Origin of the sequence: Bryocella elongata (assembly GCF_900108185.1) — a bacterium.
In the GTDB taxonomy this organism is placed as follows: domain Bacteria; phylum Acidobacteriota; class Terriglobia; order Terriglobales; family Acidobacteriaceae; genus Granulicella; species Granulicella elongata.
This window is the reverse complement of record NZ_FNVA01000005.1, coordinates 115,585-135,284: the sequence shown is the minus strand read 5'-3', so window position 1 is coordinate 135,284 and position 19,700 is coordinate 115,585. Positions and strand designations below refer to the sequence as shown.

At 62.6% G+C, this 19,700-nt stretch carries 22 protein-coding genes; 10 read left to right on the top strand and 12 right to left on the bottom strand.

All coding sequences use genetic code 11. The features are described from left to right. Nucleotides 1-76: 76 nt before the first annotated feature. Nucleotides 77-409, top strand: a complete 333-nt coding sequence (gene rplU, locus C4S68_RS14745; RefSeq protein WP_103933851.1) for a 50S ribosomal protein L21 — start codon at nucleotides 77-79, stop codon at nucleotides 407-409. Between the two features lie 90 nt (nucleotides 410-499). Further along, on the top strand, nucleotides 500-775 hold the full coding sequence (gene rpmA, locus C4S68_RS14740) for a 50S ribosomal protein L27 (RefSeq protein WP_103933850.1): 276 nt from the start codon (nucleotides 500-502) through the stop codon (nucleotides 773-775). Between the two features lie 96 nt (nucleotides 776-871). Here the strand turns inward: rpmA and C4S68_RS14735 are convergent, their stop codons facing one another. From C4S68_RS14735 to rpsU, 5 genes are all read right to left on the bottom strand, one after another. Next, nucleotides 872-2,902, bottom strand: coding sequence for an ArnT family glycosyltransferase (locus C4S68_RS14735; RefSeq protein ID WP_235011647.1), 2,031 nt, complete (start codon nucleotides 2,900-2,902; stop codon nucleotides 872-874). A gap of 14 nt (nucleotides 2,903-2,916) precedes the next feature. Beyond that, nucleotides 2,917-3,573, bottom strand: coding sequence for a flavin reductase family protein (locus C4S68_RS14730; RefSeq protein ID WP_103933848.1), 657 nt, complete (start codon nucleotides 3,571-3,573; stop codon nucleotides 2,917-2,919). A 69-nt stretch (nucleotides 3,574-3,642) separates the two neighbouring features. Next, the gene (locus C4S68_RS14725) at nucleotides 3,643-4,626 is read right to left on the bottom strand and encodes an MBL fold metallo-hydrolase (RefSeq protein ID WP_103933847.1); all 984 of its coding nucleotides are present in this window, start codon (nucleotides 4,624-4,626) and stop codon (nucleotides 3,643-3,645) included. Nucleotides 4,627-4,721: 95 nt separating this feature from the next. Next, nucleotides 4,722-5,231: a zinc-ribbon domain containing protein gene (locus tag C4S68_RS14720; protein WP_103933846.1), complete on the bottom strand. Its 510-nt coding sequence runs from the start codon at nucleotides 5,229-5,231 to the stop codon at nucleotides 4,722-4,724. 254 nt (nucleotides 5,232-5,485) lie between these two features. Then, nucleotides 5,486-5,683 carry a 30S ribosomal protein S21 gene (rpsU, locus tag C4S68_RS14715; protein WP_014267628.1) on the bottom strand — a complete coding sequence of 66 codons (198 nt, stop codon included), beginning with the start codon at nucleotides 5,681-5,683 and terminating at the stop codon, nucleotides 5,486-5,488. Between the two features lie 260 nt (nucleotides 5,684-5,943). Here rpsU and C4S68_RS14710 point away from each other — a divergent pair, with 260 nt between their 5' ends. From C4S68_RS14710 to C4S68_RS14700, 3 genes are all read left to right on the top strand, one after another. Continuing rightward, nucleotides 5,944-6,675, top strand: a complete 732-nt coding sequence (locus C4S68_RS14710) for a ribonuclease HI family protein (protein ID WP_103934128.1) — start codon at nucleotides 5,944-5,946, stop codon at nucleotides 6,673-6,675. Nucleotides 6,676-6,755: 80 nt separating this feature from the next. Then, a complete protein-coding gene (locus C4S68_RS14705; RefSeq protein WP_146072155.1) occupies nucleotides 6,756-7,589 on the top strand; it encodes a hypothetical protein in 834 nt (277 codons plus the stop codon). Between the two features lie 146 nt (nucleotides 7,590-7,735). Continuing rightward, nucleotides 7,736-9,301 carry a TolC family protein gene (locus C4S68_RS14700; protein ID WP_235011615.1) on the top strand — a complete coding sequence of 522 codons (1,566 nt, stop codon included), beginning with the start codon at nucleotides 7,736-7,738 and terminating at the stop codon, nucleotides 9,299-9,301. Between the two features lie 53 nt (nucleotides 9,302-9,354). Here the strand turns inward: C4S68_RS14700 and C4S68_RS14695 are convergent, their stop codons facing one another. Then, nucleotides 9,355-10,215: a hypothetical protein gene (locus C4S68_RS14695; RefSeq protein WP_103933844.1), complete on the bottom strand. Its 861-nt coding sequence runs from the start codon at nucleotides 10,213-10,215 to the stop codon at nucleotides 9,355-9,357. Nucleotides 10,216-10,718: 503 nt separating this feature from the next. Here C4S68_RS14695 and C4S68_RS14690 point away from each other — a divergent pair. From C4S68_RS14690 to C4S68_RS14680, 3 genes are read left to right on the top strand one after another with little or no spacing between them, the layout of a single operon-like run. Further along, the gene (locus C4S68_RS14690) at nucleotides 10,719-11,192 is read left to right on the top strand and encodes a DinB family protein (protein WP_160115168.1); all 474 of its coding nucleotides are present in this window, start codon (nucleotides 10,719-10,721) and stop codon (nucleotides 11,190-11,192) included. Then, nucleotides 11,193-11,885, top strand: a complete 693-nt coding sequence (locus tag C4S68_RS14685) for a Dph6-related ATP pyrophosphatase (protein WP_407641110.1) — start codon at nucleotides 11,193-11,195, stop codon at nucleotides 11,883-11,885. Beyond that, complete coding sequence (locus C4S68_RS14680) at nucleotides 11,863-13,512, top strand: alpha-amylase family glycosyl hydrolase (RefSeq protein ID WP_103933842.1); 1,650 nt, start codon at nucleotides 11,863-11,865, stop codon at nucleotides 13,510-13,512. Before C4S68_RS14685 ends, C4S68_RS14680 begins: the two co-directional genes overlap by 23 nt. Here C4S68_RS14680 and C4S68_RS14675 read toward each other — a convergent pair. From C4S68_RS14675 to C4S68_RS14650, 6 genes are all read right to left on the bottom strand, one after another. Continuing rightward, nucleotides 13,509-14,009 carry a methylated-DNA--[protein]-cysteine S-methyltransferase gene (locus C4S68_RS14675; RefSeq protein WP_103933841.1) on the bottom strand — a complete coding sequence of 167 codons (501 nt, stop codon included), beginning with the start codon at nucleotides 14,007-14,009 and terminating at the stop codon, nucleotides 13,509-13,511. The genes C4S68_RS14680 and C4S68_RS14675 overlap by 4 nt on opposite strands. A gap of 33 nt (nucleotides 14,010-14,042) precedes the next feature. After that, nucleotides 14,043-15,020 carry an LOG family protein gene (locus C4S68_RS14670; RefSeq protein WP_103934125.1) on the bottom strand — a complete coding sequence of 326 codons (978 nt, stop codon included), beginning with the start codon at nucleotides 15,018-15,020 and terminating at the stop codon, nucleotides 14,043-14,045. A 179-nt stretch (nucleotides 15,021-15,199) separates the two neighbouring features. Further along, nucleotides 15,200-15,631 carry a PIN-like domain-containing protein gene (locus tag C4S68_RS14665; protein ID WP_103933840.1) on the bottom strand — a complete coding sequence of 144 codons (432 nt, stop codon included), beginning with the start codon at nucleotides 15,629-15,631 and terminating at the stop codon, nucleotides 15,200-15,202. Next, nucleotides 15,601-16,137 (bottom strand): DUF433 domain-containing protein, encoded by a 537-nt coding sequence (locus C4S68_RS14660; protein WP_146072153.1) that lies wholly within the window; start codon nucleotides 16,135-16,137, stop codon nucleotides 15,601-15,603. Before C4S68_RS14660 ends, C4S68_RS14665 begins: the two co-directional genes overlap by 31 nt. Nucleotides 16,138-16,359: 222 nt before the next feature. Then, complete coding sequence (locus C4S68_RS14655; RefSeq protein ID WP_103933838.1) at nucleotides 16,360-17,631, bottom strand: IscS subfamily cysteine desulfurase; 1,272 nt, start codon at nucleotides 17,629-17,631, stop codon at nucleotides 16,360-16,362. Nucleotides 17,632-17,706: 75 nt separating this feature from the next. Next, nucleotides 17,707-18,177, bottom strand: a complete 471-nt coding sequence (locus C4S68_RS14650; protein WP_103933837.1) for an RrF2 family transcriptional regulator — start codon at nucleotides 18,175-18,177, stop codon at nucleotides 17,707-17,709. A 192-nt stretch (nucleotides 18,178-18,369) separates the two neighbouring features. Between C4S68_RS14650 and C4S68_RS14645 the strand changes: the two genes are divergently transcribed. Beyond that, a complete protein-coding gene (locus tag C4S68_RS14645) occupies nucleotides 18,370-18,867 on the top strand; it encodes a GNAT family N-acetyltransferase (RefSeq protein WP_235011614.1) in 498 nt (165 codons plus the stop codon). A 139-nt stretch (nucleotides 18,868-19,006) separates the two neighbouring features. Continuing rightward, nucleotides 19,007-19,615 carry a CDP-alcohol phosphatidyltransferase family protein gene (locus C4S68_RS14640; protein ID WP_268807288.1) on the top strand — a complete coding sequence of 203 codons (609 nt, stop codon included), beginning with the start codon at nucleotides 19,007-19,009 and terminating at the stop codon, nucleotides 19,613-19,615. The last annotated feature ends 85 nt before the right edge of the window (nucleotides 19,616-19,700 follow it).

Below are 19,700 nucleotides of genomic sequence, written 5' to 3'. Positions count from 1 at the left end.
TGACACACAATCTTTCAGGAATACCCTGGAAAAGACACGAGCCGCGGCAGATGCCGTGCGCGTTTTGAGGTTCATCATGTACGCAGTTCTCCGCACCGGCGGTAAGCAGTACCGCGTCTCCCCCGGCGATCAAATTCGCATTGAGAAGACCGAGCACCAGGATGGTGCGCTTGAGTTCTCTGACGTCCTCGCCGTTTCGGGCGAAGAGGGCAAGTTCGAGAGCGAGCTCTCGGGCGCCAAGGTTCTTGCCTCTGTCGTGAGCGAAGGCCGCGGCAACAAGATCCTGGTCTTCCACTACAAGCGCAAGAAGCAGTACAAGAAGCTCCAGGGCCACCGCCAGGACTTCGTGGAAGTGAAGATCAACGAGATCCTGGTCAACGGCAAGAGCTTCAAGGCCGAGGCCAAGTAAGTCTCGCTCTACCCTGAGCAGGGTTCCTAGCGGACCCACCAAATTTCGAAGCGCCCTCGCAAGAGTCCGGCGCGAATAGAGGCAAATCGAATGGCACATAAAAAAGGTCTGGGCTCTTCCAAGAACGGCCGCGACTCAAACGCACAGCGACTTGGTGTGAAGAAGTTTTCGGGTGAGGTCGTCTCCGGCGGCAGCATCCTCGTCCGCCAGCGCGGCACACCGCTGAAGGCCGGCAAGAACGTCGGCCGCGGCTCCGACGATACCCTCTTCGCGAAGGTGTCGGGCGTGGTCAAGTTCCAGGACCGTGGACAGCACGGCCGCTTCGTTCACATCGAAGCTGCCGAAGTGATGTCGGTTCCTGCGTAAACGTAAGTCTTGCCGGGTCTGCGAAGACCTCGGCTGCAAGATCGAAAGGCCCTGCTTCGGCAGGGCCTTTCTGTGTCTGTGGTGCGCCACGCGCCGTTACTGCAGCCTGGCGACCTTCTCCTTCACCTTCGACTCCCACTCCTCGCGGGCGTCGGGGTCCATGGTCGCGATCTTTGGCAGTGCACGCTCATAGGCCTGCCGGGCTTCTGCATCGCGATGGGCTGCAGCCAACGCATCGCCATAGGTGACTTCGGGCCACACCTCGCCGGGAGCGGTCTGCGCCCCGAGCTGGGCTTCGGCCACGGCGGCCGCGGTGTTCTTCTTTGCGAGCAGCGACATCGCCGCTACGACGTGGCCCATCGCGCTGTCGAGAGACACATCGAACGAGCCGTTGTAGACGAAGACGCCGTCCTGGATGAAGTCGGTGGGTTTTGTCTTCTCGAAGATCTTGTACGGACTCAGCGCACTCGAACCGAACTCGAAGGCGTTGAGGGTGCCCGCGCTGATGAAGACGGGGCCGTCGATGTGCGGCGGCACAACGTAAGCCGTGCCGGCCCAGAGTGTGTCAATGGTGTTCAGCGACTTGCAGGGAACGCCGTAGTCCTGCGGCAGGAGCATCGGGTCGGCGAAGTACGCGAACCAGCACTGGTGGATGTTGTGCGAGCGGGTGTAGTCGGCCACGGCGACGAGCTGCTGCGCCCAGTCCGTGTTGGAGTCGGACAGGTACTTGTAGGTGTTCCGGGGGCCACCCCAGGCTTCGTTCGCATAGGCCATGTAATTGGGACTCGAGGCGATGGACGTCCCCACATGGAAGAGCAGCAGCACGGCAGCAACGGCCCGCCAGGCTCGGCCATGTTCGGAGAGCGCCACCAGCGTGGCTCCGCAGAGGACGCAGCCGAAGACATAGACCGGCAACACATGGCGCGCGCCGATGTTGAGATGCGAGGTCATCGCGACGATGAAGTAGATGGCCATGGGCAGAATGAGAAAGAGCAGCTGCGTGCGGTCGCGCAGCCAGCCGCGGGCCATAGCGAAGACGCTCAGCGCGAGCACGACCAACATCGCTAGCGTCATCTTGATGGTGATGAGCACCGGGAAGTACTGCCACACCCCGTGCGCATAGACGTGGCCGAAGAAGTAGCTCGGCATGCCGTTGGCCATGCGCCGGACGTCGGTGAGGCCGTAGAGATAGCTTTCGGGAAGGACATGAAAGCGCGCCAGCAGCAGGATGCCTTTGGCCTCCGCGGGAGCCAGCGGCTTCACGTAGTCGGCCAGCGTGGGGTCGAGCGCCAGACCTGCCGGCCGTGCCGCGTAGTGGAAGCCGTACCACGCCCACAGCACGAGCAGGGCCACCGCTGCGACTCCGCACAGCGAAGCTGCAACGCGGAGCGACTCCGACATCGCTGCCTTCATGCGATTCGCCGGATACGATTGGACCCGTTCGATCACGACCACGACAGCTAACGTAACGAGCATCGGCACGAGCAGCACGGTTGAGTGCTTGGCCGCCAGCGAGAAGCCCGCGGCGACGCCCGTTACGGCGAGGCGCCCTAACGTGGGCCGCTGCGACCATCGCCAGAAGCAGTACACCGTCGCGAGCATGGTGCCGCTCGCGGCCATGTCGGTGGTGACATAGGCGGAGTGCGCGAGCACCGTGGGATCGAAGACGAAGACTGCCAGTGCGGCGAGGCCTGCGAGAGGCGAGAACATCTCGCGGGCCGTACAGAAGACCACCAGCGCACCGAAGAGGCCGAAGACCATCGCGAACAAGCGCACGCGCAGCGTAAGGTCGCGGGCTTCGTAGTGACCGCCACTGGCAGCCCCATTGCGGAAGAGCAGCTCGCGGCCGTCGAGGTAGGCTTCGAGCTTGAAGTCGCGGCCCTGCAGTTGCGGCACCTTGAGCGGCAGCGAGAGCAGCGGCAGTGTGGCCACCATCTTCACCATCGGCGGGTGCTCGGGATTCAGGCCGTAGTCGTGGGTCTTCCACTGCGAGTAGCCAGCGAAGATGTGATCGCCTTCATCCCACGTGAGCGACTGACCGCGAATGGCGTGAACGACCTGCACGATGTAGACGAACAGGAGAAGAGCCGCCACGAACGGCGCGTTGCGGGCGGCCCAGCCCTGCATTGAAGACAATCGTTTTACTTCTGGGACGAAACGTCCTGCTCCTGATCCAGCGGCCATGTAAGACGCTCCATGACGAACTGGTCCCCCGTGCGGCAGTAGCCTCCGGCTCCTGCCATGCGCCCAATGAGCTTCAGCTTGTCGGGATCAATATACAACCGGTCGCGGTTGGCGAAGGCGTCGGATCGAATGGCCGCATGCAGGATCTCGCCGAGCACCATGACGTTGCGGCCGATCTCGATCTCCTTGTAGAGCCTGCATTCGAAGGCCACCGGCGACGCAGCGATGCGGGGCACGCTGACCGTCTTCGACGGCACCATCTCGAGACCCGCCAGGGCCGTTTCGTCGACGCCCGCCGGAGCGTCGATGGCGGTGATGTTCATCTGCTTTGCCAGCTCTTCGGGCACGAGATTCACGACGAACTCGCCGTGCGTGCGGACGTTGAAGAGCGTGTCCTTCCAGTGGCGCTCGCCGTAGGCCGAGACCGAGAACATGAGGATAGGCGGAGCAGACCCGACCGCGTTGAAGAACGAGAACGGCGCGGCGTTCACCATGCCCTCCGCATTGCGTGTCACCACCCAGGCAATGGGACGCGGCAGGACCGTGCTGGCGAGAATTTTGTAGCGGTCGCCGCCACTCATGGAACCAAAATCGAGCTCTTCAAAACCTTGCATCTCTCTCCCTTGTAACTTCCAAACTCTGTACCTCTAGCTCCTGGCGATTCGCTATTCGCTTCTCGCTTGTCACCTGCTATTGCCCTCGCCTCTCTCGACCACCGGCTTGCCTTTGTCGTTCCACGCGAGCTTCGCCATGGGCGTGTGGTGGTCGTGCGGGAAGAGCACGAGCCAATCTTCGCTAATCGAGGACTTGAGGAAGCGCTTGCGTTGCTCGATGCAGGTGATGGGGTCGAGGTCGTAGCCCATCACCCAGGTGGCATCGAGGTGGTGGCTCGTGGGGCAGAGGTCTCCGATGAAGCAGGCATGTTCATTGCCGGATTCGATGTGCACGGCGAGCATCGTCTCGGTGTGACCAGGGAAACGCTCCACGCGAATGCCCGGCGTGATCTCGAGGCTCGTCTGAATGTTGACCGGCGGCAGTTCCCTGCCCTCCGCGTCGACAGCCTGCAGCCGCGCGTCGGTGGGCGTGAAGCGATCGATGCCATCGGGATCGATGAGCGTCAGCTGACCGGATTGAATGAGCGGATTGTAGTTCGGGCCGAGGTAGCTGACGCGGTCGCGATCGAGCTGCAGCCGTCCATGGGCGAGCTCTCCCGCGGCGGCGAAGTAGCGCGCGTTGGGGAAGGTGGGGCGCACGATGCCGTCGTCCCCGAGCGTGGTGTTCCAGCCGCAGTGGTCGAAGTGCAGATGCGTGTTGACGACGTGCGTGACCTCTTCGAGCCCGAGGCCGGCGGCGGCATAGGAGTCGAGCAGGCGCTCGTGGTTCTGGTGGATCTCGCGTGACTTGGCCGGCAGCTTGTTGCCGACGCCGGTCTCGATCACCACGACCGCGTTGCCGGTCCTGACGATCACGGAGTTGAGCCCGAGGAACACGCAGTTGTTGGCGTCAGCGGCCATGCGTCGCGACCACAACGTCTTGGGTACGACGCCGAACATGGCTCCGCCATCCAGAAGGAATGGACCGTCGCTGCAGATCGTCAGGTCGAAGTCGCCAAGGCTTCGGTGCGCACGGACCAGGTCGTCATCATGTTCGGTAGCAGCGGGATGCATTGGCAAACAGTCTACCGGGCACACCGGCGGCGATGAAACACGAACGCCGCCCGGGTGGGGCGGCGCAATCTCTACGGGGAAGGTGGAGCGAGGGGCTAGGCGTCAGCGGTGGCTGAGGGAGCGCTGAGGGGCATGGCTTCGGACTCGGACTGCGCGGCCTTGGTCTCGGCGATGAGCTCGGTCGGAATGCCCACGGGGAGATCCACGCGTTGCTCGGCGAGCGCCTGATCGAGGGCGGCGTTGGCCTGAGCCTCCATGGAGCCGGGGGCGTCCATGGTTGCGACGGCCGCGACGGCGGAAGGGACACGCTTGAGCTGGAAGCAGGATCGACAGAGCACCGGCCGGCCTTGCGTCGGCTTGAAAGGAACGGTGGTCTCAATGCCGCAGGCCGAGCAATTGGTGCGGGTTTCGGTGCGGGAGAGCGGAAGAGTGGACGCCCCGGCTGCGGTGCTACGGCCGAGACCGGCACGCTTGGCCTTGCAGAGCTTGCAACGTTTGGGGTCGTTCTTGAACTGCTTGTCGGCGAAAAACAACTGTTCGCCAGCCGTAAAGACGAAGTCGTTGCCGCAGTCGGCGCACTTGAGAACTCGGTCTACGAATTGCATTGGGGCCTTCTCCCACCGTACGGGATAAGGCTGAAATCGCTACCGGCACGCAACCCCTGCGCTCCGGCTGAGCGGGTTCAAGCCTGATAAGACTGATCAATTCGGGCCCGAGTGAATTTCCGCGATGCCAGCGAGTTCTGCTGGTTGCGGGGTAAAGTTCGGAGGAGTCCACAAGCTGTGAACTCCTCCGATGACTTCTGGTTTGGACTGGCCAGTCGCGTCATCGCATGAGCGACGCTGCTACCGGCGTGGAACTAGTCCTGTTCCTTACGAACCTTCTTGCGATTCCGCTTGCGCGCGAGGGCTTCCTTGACGCGCTTCTTTTCACCCGGCTTCAGGTAGAAGGAATGGCGCTTGACCTCTTTGATGATGTCTTCGGTCTGCACCTTGCGCTTGAAGCGACGCAGTGCGTTCTCGAGGGGCTCGCCCTCCTGAACTCGAACTTCGGCCATGTAAATACACCTCCCGACCCGCCTGAGTGGCTCCTCACAGGATACCGCTTTGGCCCCATAAACGAAAGGAAAAACACAAACTTACGCCGTTGTTTTCCGTGCCATCGAATCTGTCGTGGGGAGTGGTTCCGATCCCCTGTACGAGCCCTGCGAATCAGCTACTTAGGAGAGAACTTCGGTCGCTACCGAGGCTAACGTTTGCCGAGTCCCAAAAACCCAGTTCTCGCCCAGGGAAGCGCGGGTGAAGTATGCTCGGGAACATGTCCGGCAGCACCCCTTCCCTCTTCGCCAGCAGTGCCAAATCATCGTCCTCCTCCAGCAGCCCGGGCGGAGCGTCCTCGGGCTGGGTGACCGCCAACACGGATGGCGGCGCGCGCGGCAATCCGGGCCCGGCAGGCTATGGCGTGGTGGTCGAAGCCGAGAACGGCGAACGGCTCGCCGAACTGAGCGAGTTCATTGGCGTCAAGACCAATAACGTCGCTGAATACTCTGCCCTGCTGGCCGCGCTGGAGTGGGCGGAGGCCAATGGGCACAGCAAGTTACGTGTCATCTCCGACTCTGAGCTGATGGTTCGCCAGATCCAGGGGAAGTACAAGGTCAACTCGCCGGACCTGAAGCCCATGTGGGAGGACGCGCGCCGCAGGATCGGCAAGCTCGACCGCTTCGAGATTCAGCATGCGCTGCGGCACAAGAACAAGGTCGCCGATGGGCTCGCGAACCGGGCGATGGACAAGGCGATGGGTCGCAACCCGGAGGGCCCGGCGTCTTCGCCTCGGCCGGCGGCTCCGGCACGGTCTGTATCGTCTTCAGGAACAGCTGCGGCCCCGGCCGCTGCGTCCCGGCCGGCGGCAAGTCCGTCTCGTTCAGCCCCGCCTCCGCAGCCGGGGAAACCGACGATGCTGCGGGGGTTTGTCCGTGATGGCGTCGTACATCTGCTCGGCGGAGCGACGCTGCCTAACGGTATCTTCGTCAAGGTGATCCCGGAGGAGTAAACCTGCCTTCCCCACACGACACAAACCCAGAGCCAATGGCCGCATCCAAGCCCAGCAGGATGAGTGGCGAAGCGAAAAGGATGGGCCGTCCCCTGGCCCTGGCAATCGGCATAGCGATGGCTGCTACGTTGGCCATTGGACCAGGGACAAGGTCAGTACAGGCGGCACGCCAGGGTTCGGACTCGGGAGCGCTCCAGGCCGTGCGAGCGGCGGTGGAGGCGGAGTTGGAAGCCAGCAACACGGACCACACGGTGTGGACGTACCGCGATCAGGACCGGACGCCAGGCAAGGACGCCGTGTACCAGACCATCGAAACCCCGCACGGAAGCCTGCGACGGTTGCTCGAGTTGGGTGGGAAGCCGCTGAACGACGCACAGACCGAGGCCGAGACCCGTCGCATCGTCGAGTTTGTGAACAGCCCCAGCGAGCAGGCCAAGGCTCACCGCAACGACCAGCACGACGATGCCCAGGCGCGCGCCATGCTGAAGATGCTTCCGGATGCCTTTCTCTGGACGATCTCGAGCCAGGACGCTGATGCGATCACGCTGAGCTTCATACCCAATCCGAACTTCAGTCCACCGGACATGCAGGCCCGCGTGATGGGCACCATGGCCGGGACGATGGTCATCGCAAAGAACGGGAACCGTATCCGCACCCTGAAGGGTGCACTCTCCCAGGATGTGAACATCGGCTGGGGGCTGCTGGGCAGGCTGAACCAGGGCGGGACGTTCCAGGTGGAGCGCCGGCTGGTGGGCAACGGCCACTGGCAGATCACCGAGACGCATGTGCACATCGGGGGCCATGCCCTTCTGTTCCATACGATTGGCCAGCAGGAGGACGAAGAGAAGACGGAATGGAAGCTCTCGACCGAGCTGACGCTGGCTGACGCGGCCCGCACGCTCCACGCCATGTAATCGTATGGGGCCGGTAGCTCCACGCGGGAAACGCGCCGGCGGCGAAATTTGCGCATCGCGACGGCGTCCGCCACACTCTAAAGAGTTGTAAAGGCGTAGGCGGATTTAGCTCCGCGTGCCGACCCCCTATTGGAGTTGATGGTTCGTTGCAGACCCGCTGGACATCTCTTGCGCTGACGACGGTGCTGGCCACCGCAGGCGCCGCCGTGCCCGCGATGGCGCAGAGCGGCTCTTCCTCCTCCACGGGCTCGATCGTCCAGCAGGACGAAGCGGCCGCCGCCCGTGCCGATAAGAACCTTCCCAACGACCCCAGCGTGCAGCTTTCGATGGCGGACGAGAAGCTCTCCCGCGATCCCGGATCGAAGTTCTCGTTGAAGCTTTCGACGACCCCCGCGCCGGGTGTCGCCATCGAGCAGGCGGCGTCCGGTCCGGTAAGACTCTCCATCGATGACGCAATCGCCCTTGGTCTTGAGCGCAATGTGCACCTGAAGTACGACCGCGCCAACCAGATGGCCGTGCGCGGCTACGTTGGCAGCCTGGTGGAAGCCCTGATCCCGAACCTTCGCGTGACGGGTTCGACCGCCGCACAGCAGATCAACCTTGCAGCGCTGGGCTTCAAGCCTTCAGAGATCGCGAGCTTCGGTCTCAACCCGGCTGACTTCCCGACTATCGTCCACGTCAACGTGACGCAGGCGCAGATCAGCGCTAGCCAGACACTTTTCAACCTGACGGATCTTGAGCTGCTGAAGGCCTCGAAGAACGAGGTTCGGGTCATCGACCTGCAGGCTCTCAACACCGAGGGCGATGTGGTGCAGGCCGTCGCGACGCAGTACCTGCGCGTGCTCTCCGACCAGGCCAACCTCGCCAACACCCAGGCCGAAGAGGCGGACGCGAAGAGCACCTTCGACCAGGCTACGCAGAAGCTGAACGCGGGCGTAGGTATCCGCCTCGACGCCCTGCGCGGGCAGGTGGAGTACCAGCAGCGGCAGCAGCAGGTAGCTGCAGCCGAAGGCACGCTGCTCAAGGACATCATCCAGCTGAACCGCATCATGGGGCTGCCGGCCGATCAGGAGATCCAGTTGACGGACGTCGTGCCGTACAACGAGCTGGACAACATGGATCTCGATCGCGCCAAGGACACGGCCTTCCGCCATCGCAAGGATTATCTCGGCATCGAAGAACAGATGCAGCTTGCCACGCGTGAGCTGCGCGCGGTGAAGTACCAGCGGCTGCCGACGCTCGCCTTCGGCGGCTACTACGGTGTCATCGGGCAGACGACGGGAAGCTACCACGGGGACTTTGTGGCGCAGGGCACGCTGGAGTTCCCGATCTTCCACGAGGCTGCGCAGCGCGGGCAGCAGCAGAGCATCGACTCGCAGATGATTGGACTTCGCCAGCGTGAGCAGGACCTCCGCGTCGCGATCGACGCCCAGATCCGCACAGCCATGCTCGACGTCACAGCGTCGAAGCAGCTGGTCGCTGTGGCGCGCTCCAATGTGACGCTCGCCGAGCAGGAGCTCAGCGACGAGCGGGACCGCTTCAAGGCAGGTGTCGACGACAACCTTCCGGTGGTGGACGCTGAGGCCACGCTGGCCGGCGCGAACTCGCAGCTGGTGCAGGCTCTCTACCAGTACAACGTGGCCAAGCTGACGCTGGCGCGCAACACGGGTGTCGTCGAGACACGGTACCGGAATTACCTGGGCACGAACTAGGCATCGTCACGGCCGAAGCCGGCCTGCCGTTGCTGCAACCGGTTGCAGAGTACCTAGAACCTGACCGCAAACCCAAGCGAGATCACAGGAAAGAACCGCAGCGGCTTGATGTCATCATTGAGCAGCTGCTGTTCTTTGGCCTCATTGGCCTGGAATGATGGGTCGCTGTTGACCGGCCCGCAGCCGCCGTTCTGGCAGGCGTTGCCGGACAGGTTGATCACCACCTGCGGATCGCCGACGTACTCAAAACCCATCTCAAATGGCACCGAGAAGTGCCGGCCGCTACGCGGGATCATGTTGCCCCAGCCAATCGTGACGCCGGGCGCGGTCCTGCGTCCGAAGACCATGCTGAAGTCGCCGTGCAGCGGATTCGTGGGATCGCTGGTGTAGTCCTGACCATTGAGCGTGATGACGTTGCCGCCGGGTACCGTCGCTGTTCCGTTGATGTGGTTGCCGTTGTAGAAGGTGAAGCTCGGGCTGATGTGAAAGCCGCCACCAAACGGGAAGTAGTCCACGCCCACAGTGCCCGTGCGCAGCAGCAGGTGAGCCGCTACAGGTATCCCATCCTCTTTGACATTCAGCGTGTAGCCAAGAAATGTTCCTCCAGCACGGAGGTTGAACTTGCGCGCCAGCGGGGTGGCGATATCGAAGCCCACGCCAGTGACTCCTGCTTTGACTCCGACGGCGACGGTCGAAAAGGGCTTTGAACCTCGCACGGAGCCGGAGGCCTGTCCCATGCCGCCCATCGCATAGCCGTTCGCGTAGCCCTCGACGGGCGCGGCCGGACCGGGCGATGGAGTTTCGGGGGAGAAGGGATCTACCCGGTCAACCGGGTAGGCAGGGAGAGCGGTGAGCGGAGCCGGCCCGTCAGAGCGCGGCGCTTCTGCACGGCAGGTGGGAGTCTGCAGGGCCATTGCGAGCAAGACAAGCGAAGAAGACACAGCTGAAGACACGACTACACTGACACGTCCCACGGGATCCTCCGGCGAAGTGCGTTGAAGACGTTGTGCTGAAATGATTTCTGAGCTGCTTGCCGGGTACGATGCAGTACCAGAAGTGCGGGCTGCCCGCTACCCCGCATCCGGGCGCGGTACACAAGGCGGCCCCTGTGCGCCATCGATGGCACCCTTCGTACTGATGGCGTGCAACCGCCGGGTCAACTTCAGCCTGCAATCACTGGACATGCTGGCAGGTCAGCGCGGACAATCGAGTCCGAACCTGGACATTCAATCCCAACGCACCTGCTCACCGGAGACCTCCGATGAAACTCTGCTCCGCCCTCCTCCTTGCCGCTACGGCGGTGGTTGCCATTCCAGCCGTAGCGCAGATGCCCTCCATGCCATCACGGCCATCCGTTCCTTCGGTGCCGTCAGTACCTTCTGTACCGTCCGTGCCTTCTATGCCTGGGATGCCCGCCATGCCCGACCAGACCAAGAACCCAGTGATGTGGAGCTCCGACCAGATCTACTACCGGCAGGCGAAGTTCATCGCAGCGGCGGCTGATGCGATGCCTGAGGACAAGTACGGCTTCCAGCCGACGCCGGCGCAGCTCACCTTCGGCGCTGCCATTCGCCACCTGGCTGGCTCCAATGGCAACATCTGCGGCTCAATCTCCGGCATGCCCGCACCGGCTGCCACCAAGGTTGCCGAGACCGCAACCAAGGACGAACTTGTCGCGGCGCTCAAAGCATCGTTCGAGTTCTGCGATGCTGCCATGGCCGGGGCGACGGATGCGAAGCTGGGCGACCAGATTACGTGGCGTGGTGGCAAGGCTCCCCGTGCCCGCGCGGTGATCGAGCTGGTAGCGGACCTCGAAGACCACTACTCGCAGCTGGCGGGCTATATGCGGCTGAACGACATCCTTCCGCCTTCGGCGACGCCGAAGAAGTAAGTGGCATTGAAGAAGATTCTGCTGAGCTGGTCCGGTGGCAAGGACAGCGCGTGGGCGCTGCACCTGCTGCGATCACGCGAGGAGTTCGCTTCCCGCTACGAGGTCGTTGGGCTGCTCACCACCATCAACGATCACTTCCACCGCGTGGCCATGCATGGCTTTCGCGAAGAGCTGCTTGACCTGCAGGCCGAGGCAGCGGGACTTCCTTTGTGGAAGATCCCTCTGCCCTGGCCATGCTCGAACGAGATCTACGAAGCGCAGATGGCTGCAGCCTGCGAGCGCGCGGTGCGTGAAGGCATCGGAGGCATGGCCTTTGGCGATCTCTTCCTCGAGGACATTCGCGCCTATCGGATCGAGCGGCTGGCGCCCACGGGTCTCGAGCCCATCTTCCCCTGCTGGCTGCTTCCCACGGACCAGCTGGCCCGGGAGATGATCGCGGCGGGGCTCGGCGCGCGTCTAACCTGTGTGGATCCGCGCGCGTTCCCTGGCGTGGATGCCAGGACCTTCGCGGGCCGCGTGTTTGATGCGGACCTGCTCCACGAACTTCCAGCCAGCGTGGATCCCTGCGGTGAGCGGGGCGAGTTCCACACCTTCGTGACCGATGGCCCCATGCTCTCGCGTAGCATCGAAGTACATCGTGGCGAAATTATTGAACGCGATGGCTTCCTGTATGCCGATCTTCTTCCGGCGTGAATTGCCGGCCCGACTGAACTGGTTGACGCTGACACGGCCACTGGCCGCGCTGGCACTTGGACTGAGCTGTGCCGCGAGCTGCGTTCCAGCGTCGAGCGCGCAGACGCTGGCGCACCGTAACTGGGCCGGCTCGGGCATGAATGCCGAGTCGTGGTGGCGCAGCGCGGTGTTCTATCGCATTCAGCCCACCAGCTTTCAGGACTCGTCCGGCGACGGCGTGGGTGACCTGAAGGGCATCGCCGAGCGCATGAGCTACATACGCTCGCTGGGCGTCGATGCGATTGTGCTGCTGCCGCCGTTCGACCGCAACGACTCTGAAGGCCTCGATACGCTGCTGAGCGCGGCGAGCCAGAGCCGCATCCGCGTCATCGTGGGCGTACGCAACGATCCCGCAGCGAACCCGGTGGCCGATGGCCGCTCCTGGCTTGCGCGCGGAGCTGCGGGGATCGAACTTGAGGCCGACACCGACAACGCCAATCCTGCTCAGGTAGCGTCCACGATCGCGGGCCTTCGCAGTGCTGCGAAGAGTTACCCGGGCGAACGTGTGGTGCTGGCGTCGGTGAGCAGCGCCGTGGCTGCGCAGCTGCGCGGCCAGCGTAGCGCCGGACAACGGGGTGCTGGCGAACGGGGCGCTGGCGCTGACCTGCTCTCCGTGGACATCGACTCGGTGGCACGCAAGGACAACTCGCCGTCAGCCCTGGCAACGTCCCTGCGGCAGTCGCTTCTGGCGGCGCAGGAGGTGACCAGCCCGCCGGCGCCGATGCTCTTCTCCGACGACACAGCGCGTTCGGCGATGGTGTTCGCTCCGGCATCTGCCACACACGATGCGGACCGCTCGCTGGGACTGAACGCCACGATTGCAGCGATGCTGCTGACCTCGCAGTCGAGCGCCGTTTCGCTGCTCTACGGGCAGGAGCTAGGCATCGAGAGCACAGACTTGGACGTGCGCATGCAGTGGACGCCGACCAACATCACGCCTGCGAGCTGGAAGCCCGAAGACCAGCGCGCGGAAGAGGCTGCCAGGGAGGCTGCGGCTCATCCCGCGCCCGAGCCACCGAAGCCTGCCTATGATCCGAACCAGTACGGCGGGTACGTTCCTTACGTGCCTCCGCCGCGCAAGCCCACCGGACCTGCGCCGTTCGATCCCAATGCGCAGCGCGGCTTCAGCAGCATGAACACTGGGACCGCGGCGAGTTCGAGGTCGGCTCCATCGTCGACCGTGCGCGATCCTTACATTGCAGCCAGTGTCGACGCGACGCGCAGTGCGGCGGTCGAAGAGCACGATCCCCATTCGCTGCTGAAGTTCTACGAGAAGCTCATCGCGCTGCACCGTGGGTATCCGGGGCTACGCGCGGGCACGCTGAAGATCTTCGACCATGATGCGCAGAATGCGCTGGTGTGGGTGCGGTTGCCCCCCGCGGGCGCGGTGGGTGCTTTACCCGTCGTCGTCGTGTGCAACCTCGGCGACACGCCGCTGACGCTCTCCATCACCGACGATCTGAAGCCACTGCACATCCGCTACTACGCGATGCGCAGGATCATCTCTTCGCCGGATGCGCTGTTCGAGAGCGTAGAAAATATCTCGATGCCACCGCACGCGGTGTACTTCGGCGAGTTGTATCACTAGAACGCGAGCCGAGGTGGACGCAGCAACGCGCCTTCAAGATTGAGCAGATACTGCTTACGTTCAAGGCCGCCACCGTATCCGGTGAGGCTTCCATCCGCGCCGATGACGCGATGGCATGGAACGATGATCGAGATCGGATTGCGGCCATTGGCGGCGCCCACCGCCCGCGTTCCCGTCGGCATGTTGAGCGCCTGCGCGAGCTGCAAGTAACTCCAGGTCTCGCCGTAGGGAACGCTCTGCAGCATCTTCCAGACGCTGAGCTGGAAGGGTGTTCCCTTCGGTGCGAGCGGAAGATCGAACTCCGTGCGTTGCCGGACAAAGTACTCGTCGAGCTGCCGCGTGACCTCTTCGAAGCCATGCAGCACCCGCGGCCCGATGGGCTCTTTCGGCGGATGGCGGTGCTGCTCAAGATAGAGGCCGCTGAGTACGCCATCGCTCTTGACCAGCAACAGCGTGCCCACGGGCGATTCGTGCAGCAGATGATCGATGACACTCATCGCCAATGCGGCCTCAATCTCTCGCTACAGCAGCTATAGCGTCTTGGCGATGTCCGGCCCCAGCAACGCCTGGATGTTGGCGTCGGGAGTGTCGGGCACCTGTGCGTCACCGGCGGTGGGTTCCGAGAGATGGTTGCGCGTGAGGCCATCCTTGAGGATGCGGAAGGCATCCTCGGGCGTGTCGGCCCACTGGAAGAGGTCGAGATCCTTGATCGCAATGGCGCCTTTCTCCGCGAGCAGTTCGAGGTTGATCACGTTCTTCCAGTAGCTCGAGCCGTAGATGACGATCGTGATCTTCTTCGCGAGCTTGTGGGTCTGGTCGAGCGTAAGGATCTCGAACATCTCATCCAGCGTTCCGAAGCCGCCGGGAAAGACCACCAGCGCCTTCGCCATGTACGCGAACCAGTACTTGCGCATGAAGAAGTAGTGGAAGTTGAAGTTGAGCGCAGGCGTGATGTAGGGGTTCGGCATCTGCTCAAACGGCAGCTTGATGTTGAGGCCGATGGTCTTGCCGCCAGCCTCATAGGCTCCACGGTTCGCGGCCTCCATGATGCCGGGACCACCGCCCGAGCAGACGACGAAGCGGCTGCGACGGCCCGGCAGCTTCATGGTCCATTCGGTGAGCAGATGCGAAAGCTTGCGCGCGTCCTCGTAGTAGCGCGCCATCTCCACGGCAGCCTCGGCGAGGTTGCGCTTCACCTCGCTGGTCTCGTTCTCCATGTCGCGGGAGGGCTGCTGATCTTCGGGCGCGGCCTTGGCGGAGTAGCTGTTCTCCAGCAGCTCCAGCTCGTGACTGGCATCATCCATCGCACGGAACCGGGCCGAGCCGAAGAAGACAACGGTGTCCTGAATGCGCTCCTTGCGGAAACGCGAGAGCGGCTCGTAGTACTCGGCCATGATGCGCAGCATGCGGCCATCGGGCGAGTCGATGAAGTCCTTGTTCTCGTAGGCAAGGCGCGCGTTCTCGAGCGGCGTCAGATGGTCCGCGTCATCGCCGAAGTGCTCGGGCATGGGATCGACGAGGGAGTTGGCTTCGTGGGTGCTGTCTGACTTCGGCATAGGCTGTTTATTGTCTCGCTCTTGAGTGAAAAAGACTACACCCTGCCGCAGGGGCAGGGTGTAGTCACAGCAGTTGAGATGCGATCTGGGGGGAGCGGATAGCTGGTTCAGTCCTAAGATGGATGCGACCGCTACAGATCTTCTGAAGTGTCGCGTAGAGTGACGTCGCTGTTCCTGGAGATGGAAGCTGCGAATGGGGGAGCTTGCGTCTGGCTAAGTTCTACCATCCTAGGAAGCGCCCTTCTGAGGATGGTGCCCATTTCGGCTCCGCCGAAGTCGTTCCGCGAAAAGTAGAAGAACCTCAGCTTATTGCGCTTAATCGCTTGCCGTTCTAGCGCATTCAGGCGGATGCGCGCATCCGCCGTGAGGACGATCCATCCGTGCTTGGCAACGATTGGAAGCCACACCGTATCCTCGATTCCGCGAGGAAAGTGGTCGGTGTGCTTTTCGTAATCAATCTTCAATTCCTGAAACACAGCGTGAAGGTGTTTATTCCCGCAGTGATTTTCATCTAGAAAGAAGACGATCTGCTCTATGCAGCCTTGCCCTTGAGCATCTCCCATCGAATGGCATCCTCAAGCGCGCCTATCTCCACTGCATACTCTTGAGCCAAATCCGTAATCGAGTCGTCAGCCATAAATCTACCCGCAATCACGGCGGTTGAGATACCTGTGTCGGCAAGCACCGGCCGACCGAATGCAATCACGGGGCTGATGCTGATGTGACGAGGTGCGTCGGCAGATTCGTTCTTGATAAATGGATACAGCTTCGCCGCTTGACCATCTTGGCGCTGAATGCGATCGCAGTACAGGTCAACAAACTCTCGCATCTCTGTTTGCAGCTTCCGGGTCAAATTCACCACGCGCCCCTCTTCTTCGATACAGAGGCTAACGCCATCGGTACGGAACGACTCATCAAGCAGTGGATGAGGGGTACCGTGAATGAGCGCTAGTTGCTCTAGCGCCTTGCGAATCCCCTGCATAGGGAGTTTGTGGTGGCGACGCATAGCGCGCAAGACATGCGCCTCCGCGAGATTATTGAAGGAGAGGTTTTTAGGCTTCGGGGTCATGATGAGGCCGCGAGGACCGACCCAATCGCGGAGGGTCGCAGTCGGCAAACCGACATAGTGCGCCGCTTGAACGACGCTATATGCGGGGGCATCGTACAATTCCGGATTTCGCCTTTGCGCCTCTTGTCTCACACGAACACCTTACTACCGAACGCGCTTCTTGCAATCAATAAAGCAGGGCGAGCACACGGCTCGCCCTGAGTCCGGAGGTGGTTCAGTCTCCTAGTGAGCAGCCCACTCGATCTTGGTCAGGTCGATGCCTTCCTTGACCATCTCGTAGAGGGGCGAGAGCTCACGGAGGTGCTGAACGACGGAGATGATCTTGTCCGCCACGTAGTCGACCTCTTCCTTCGTGTTGAAGCGGCCGATGCCGAAGCGGATGGAGCTGTGCGCGACATCATCGCCCAGGCCGAGGGACTTGAGCACGTACGAGGGCTCCAGTGTGGCCGAGGTGCAGGCCGAACCCGAGGAGACCGCGATGTCGTTGATGCCCATCAGCAGGCTCTCGCCTTCCACATAGATGAAGCTGATGTTCAGGTTGCCGGGCAGGTGGTGGTCCATGTTGCCGTTGACCTGGGTGTAATCGAGAGCGGCCTCGAGCTTGGCGCGGAGGTAGTCGCGCAGCTCGACCTCACGCACAGCCTCTGCAGCCATCTCGTTCTGGCAGATCTCGACTGCAGCGCCGAGGCCGACGATGCCGGGGACGTTGAGGGTGCCGGAACGCATACCGCGCTCGTGGCCGCCACCGTTGATCTGCTCGGCGATCTGCACGCGCGGGTTGCGGCGGCGAACATACAGCGCGCCCACACCTTTGGGGCCGTAGATCTTGTGGCCGCTGAGCGAGAGCACATCGATGTTGTCGTCGATGACGTTGACCGGGATCTTGCCGACGGCCTGCACGGCATCGGTGTGGAAGAGCACGCCCTTCTCATGGCAGAGCTTGCCGATCTCGCGGATAGGCTGGACAACGCCAATCTCGTTGTTCGCGTACATGATCGAGACAAGAATCGTCTGGTCGTCCATGGCGCGCTTCAGGTCTTCGATGTCGATGAGGCCGTCAGCCTGCACGGGCAGGTAGGTGACGCGGTAGCCCTGCTTCTCGAGCTTCTTGCAGGTATCGAGGACAGCCTTGTGCTCGGTGACCTGGGTGATGATGTGGTTGCCGCGCTCGCGGTACATCTCCGCGATGCCCTTGATGGCGAGGTTGTTGGACTCGGTGGCGCCGGAGGTGAAGATGATCTCCTTGGCGGAGGCGCCGATGATCTTCGCGACCTGCTCGCGGGCCTTGTCGGTGGCGCGCTCCGCTTCCCAACCGAAGCTGTGGTTGCGGCTGGCGGCGTTGCCGAAGATGCCCGTGAGGTACGGCATCATGGCTTCGAGCACGCGCGGATCGAGCGGCGTGGTCGCGTGGTTGTCCATGTAGATGGGCAGGGTTACGCCAGCCGGGAGCGGCTCCTTGCTCTGCGTGATGTTCATTCCGAGTGTTTCAGCCATGGTCGTTTGCTCCAGATGCAAAGGTGCTAGATACGAAATTCGAGGGGCGGAGCGTTTCCGCCCGCGGAGAAGTGCTTAGAGAGCGATGCTTACGAGGCCGCCACCGATAGCCGACGCAACAGCCTCAGAAGGCTCGACCAGATCCGAGATGTGAATGCCTGAGAGCAGCTCGGTGATGGAGTCGTTGACCTTCCGCAATGGTTCTTTGATGGTGCAGTGGCCTGCGAGGTCGCAGGTTCCGTGGATCGTGATGCAGCTTGTAATAAACAACGGGCCATCGATGGCGCGGATGACCTCGAAGGCGCTGATGTCCGATGCCGGACGGGCCAGCGCATAGCCGCCGTTTGCACCTGCGTGCGACACCAGAATGCCGGCGCGAGCCAGCGTCTGGAGGATCTTGGCGAGGAGCTGCGGCGGAATGTGATACGCCTCGGCTACGTCCTTGGCAGACTGCGCAACGACGGCCGAGCCGGACACGAGACTCTGCTCTGCCAGGTACTTCAGGGCCATCAGCCCGTAATCCGCTTTTTTGGTCAGTCGCAGCATGGGGGGTTGGGACGCCTCGTGCGCAGGGATTGCGCCGATTCTGCCGTACTTAGTGTACGACCGGGGCTCGCCGGGAAGCAAGACCGTTTCGGTCTGAGTTGGGCTTCGGGGCGCGTCCCCGGTGATTCCGGCTGGGTAGATCGCCCGGCAACCGGTGCTTGCCCCGCTACGATAGCCAGCTACGATAAACAGATGGACCCTTCCCCTGCCTCCTCCCTGCACCTGCGGCCGATCCGGCTGGAGGATGCCGCTGAAGTTGCCGTACTGTCTGGCGATCTGGGCTACGAGCGCACTCCGGACGAGATTCAGGCATGGATCGACCGGCTGACCGCAATGAACGCCATCGCCGCGGCGAACCCCGGCGTGGTCCCGGCCCAGGCCGTCATCGTGGCCTGCGAGGGGGTGAGTTCCACGGCGAAGGTCGTTGGCTGGATCGAAGTCTCGATGATGCGCCATCTGCAGTATCCCGATACGGCACTGATCGGCGGACTGGTGGTGAGCGCGACGCAGCGCAGCCAGGGGACGGGACGGGCGCTGTGCCGCGCGGCCGAGGACTGGGCGCGGGAGCAGGGCGTCAGCGGAGTACGCGTCACGTCGCGCAGCACCCGTGAGCGAGCGCACCAGTTCTATCTACGCGATGGCTATGCGCGCGTGAAGACGTCTGAGGTCTTTGAAAAGAATCTCGACTGAGTCCAAGTGCGAGCGATCAGCAAGTCAACGCGTTTCTTTGTTCGGCAGTCAGCGGCAAACTGCCTTATCCTCTGAAGACGGACTCCAAGCGCGGTGGCGAGCATAGCCAACGTGAAGCACTGCCGGCGAAGCCGGCGGCGTGCGGGTTCGCTCACTGCTTCTCTTGACCGTCTTTCGACAAGTCCGTGCGACACCCAACCTTCTCACGATGGTCAGGCTCTTTGCACTTCCATTTCTGGTGATCGAGATTCTCGATAACCACTGGAAGATGGCGTTCCTGCTGCTCTGGATCGCTGGCACCAGCGATGCCTTCGATGGCATCGCAGCGCGCCGGCTGGGCCAGGCGACGCGTCTGGGACAGTACCTCGATCCCATCGCCGACAAGCTGCTGCTGAGCACACTCTTCATGGTGCTGACGCACGTGGGCCTGATCCCACGCTACGTCACCGTGCTGGTCTTCAGCCGTGATCTCGGCATCCTGCTGATCTGCACACTGCTCTATGTGACGAACGTGCTGCGCGACTTCCCACCGAGCTGGCTGGGCAAGTGGAACACCGCGGTGCAGATCGTAGTTGTGCTGACGATCATGACGGGGCAGGTGGTGCACATTCCAGGGCTGGAACGCGCGGTGTGGCTGCTGTTGCGCTTCATCGCTGTGCTGGCACCGATGTCAGCCGCACAGTATGCGTGGATCACGATGCGCAAGGTGCAGACGCAGGGTTCCGAGATCGCGGCCTCCGCGCCGTAGCGCGAACAATAGACGAGCGCTGTCGCGCAAGCGATTCACCTCTTCGGCGACACGTTTCCGAATCGTCATCCCTCTGTGTTTCCGC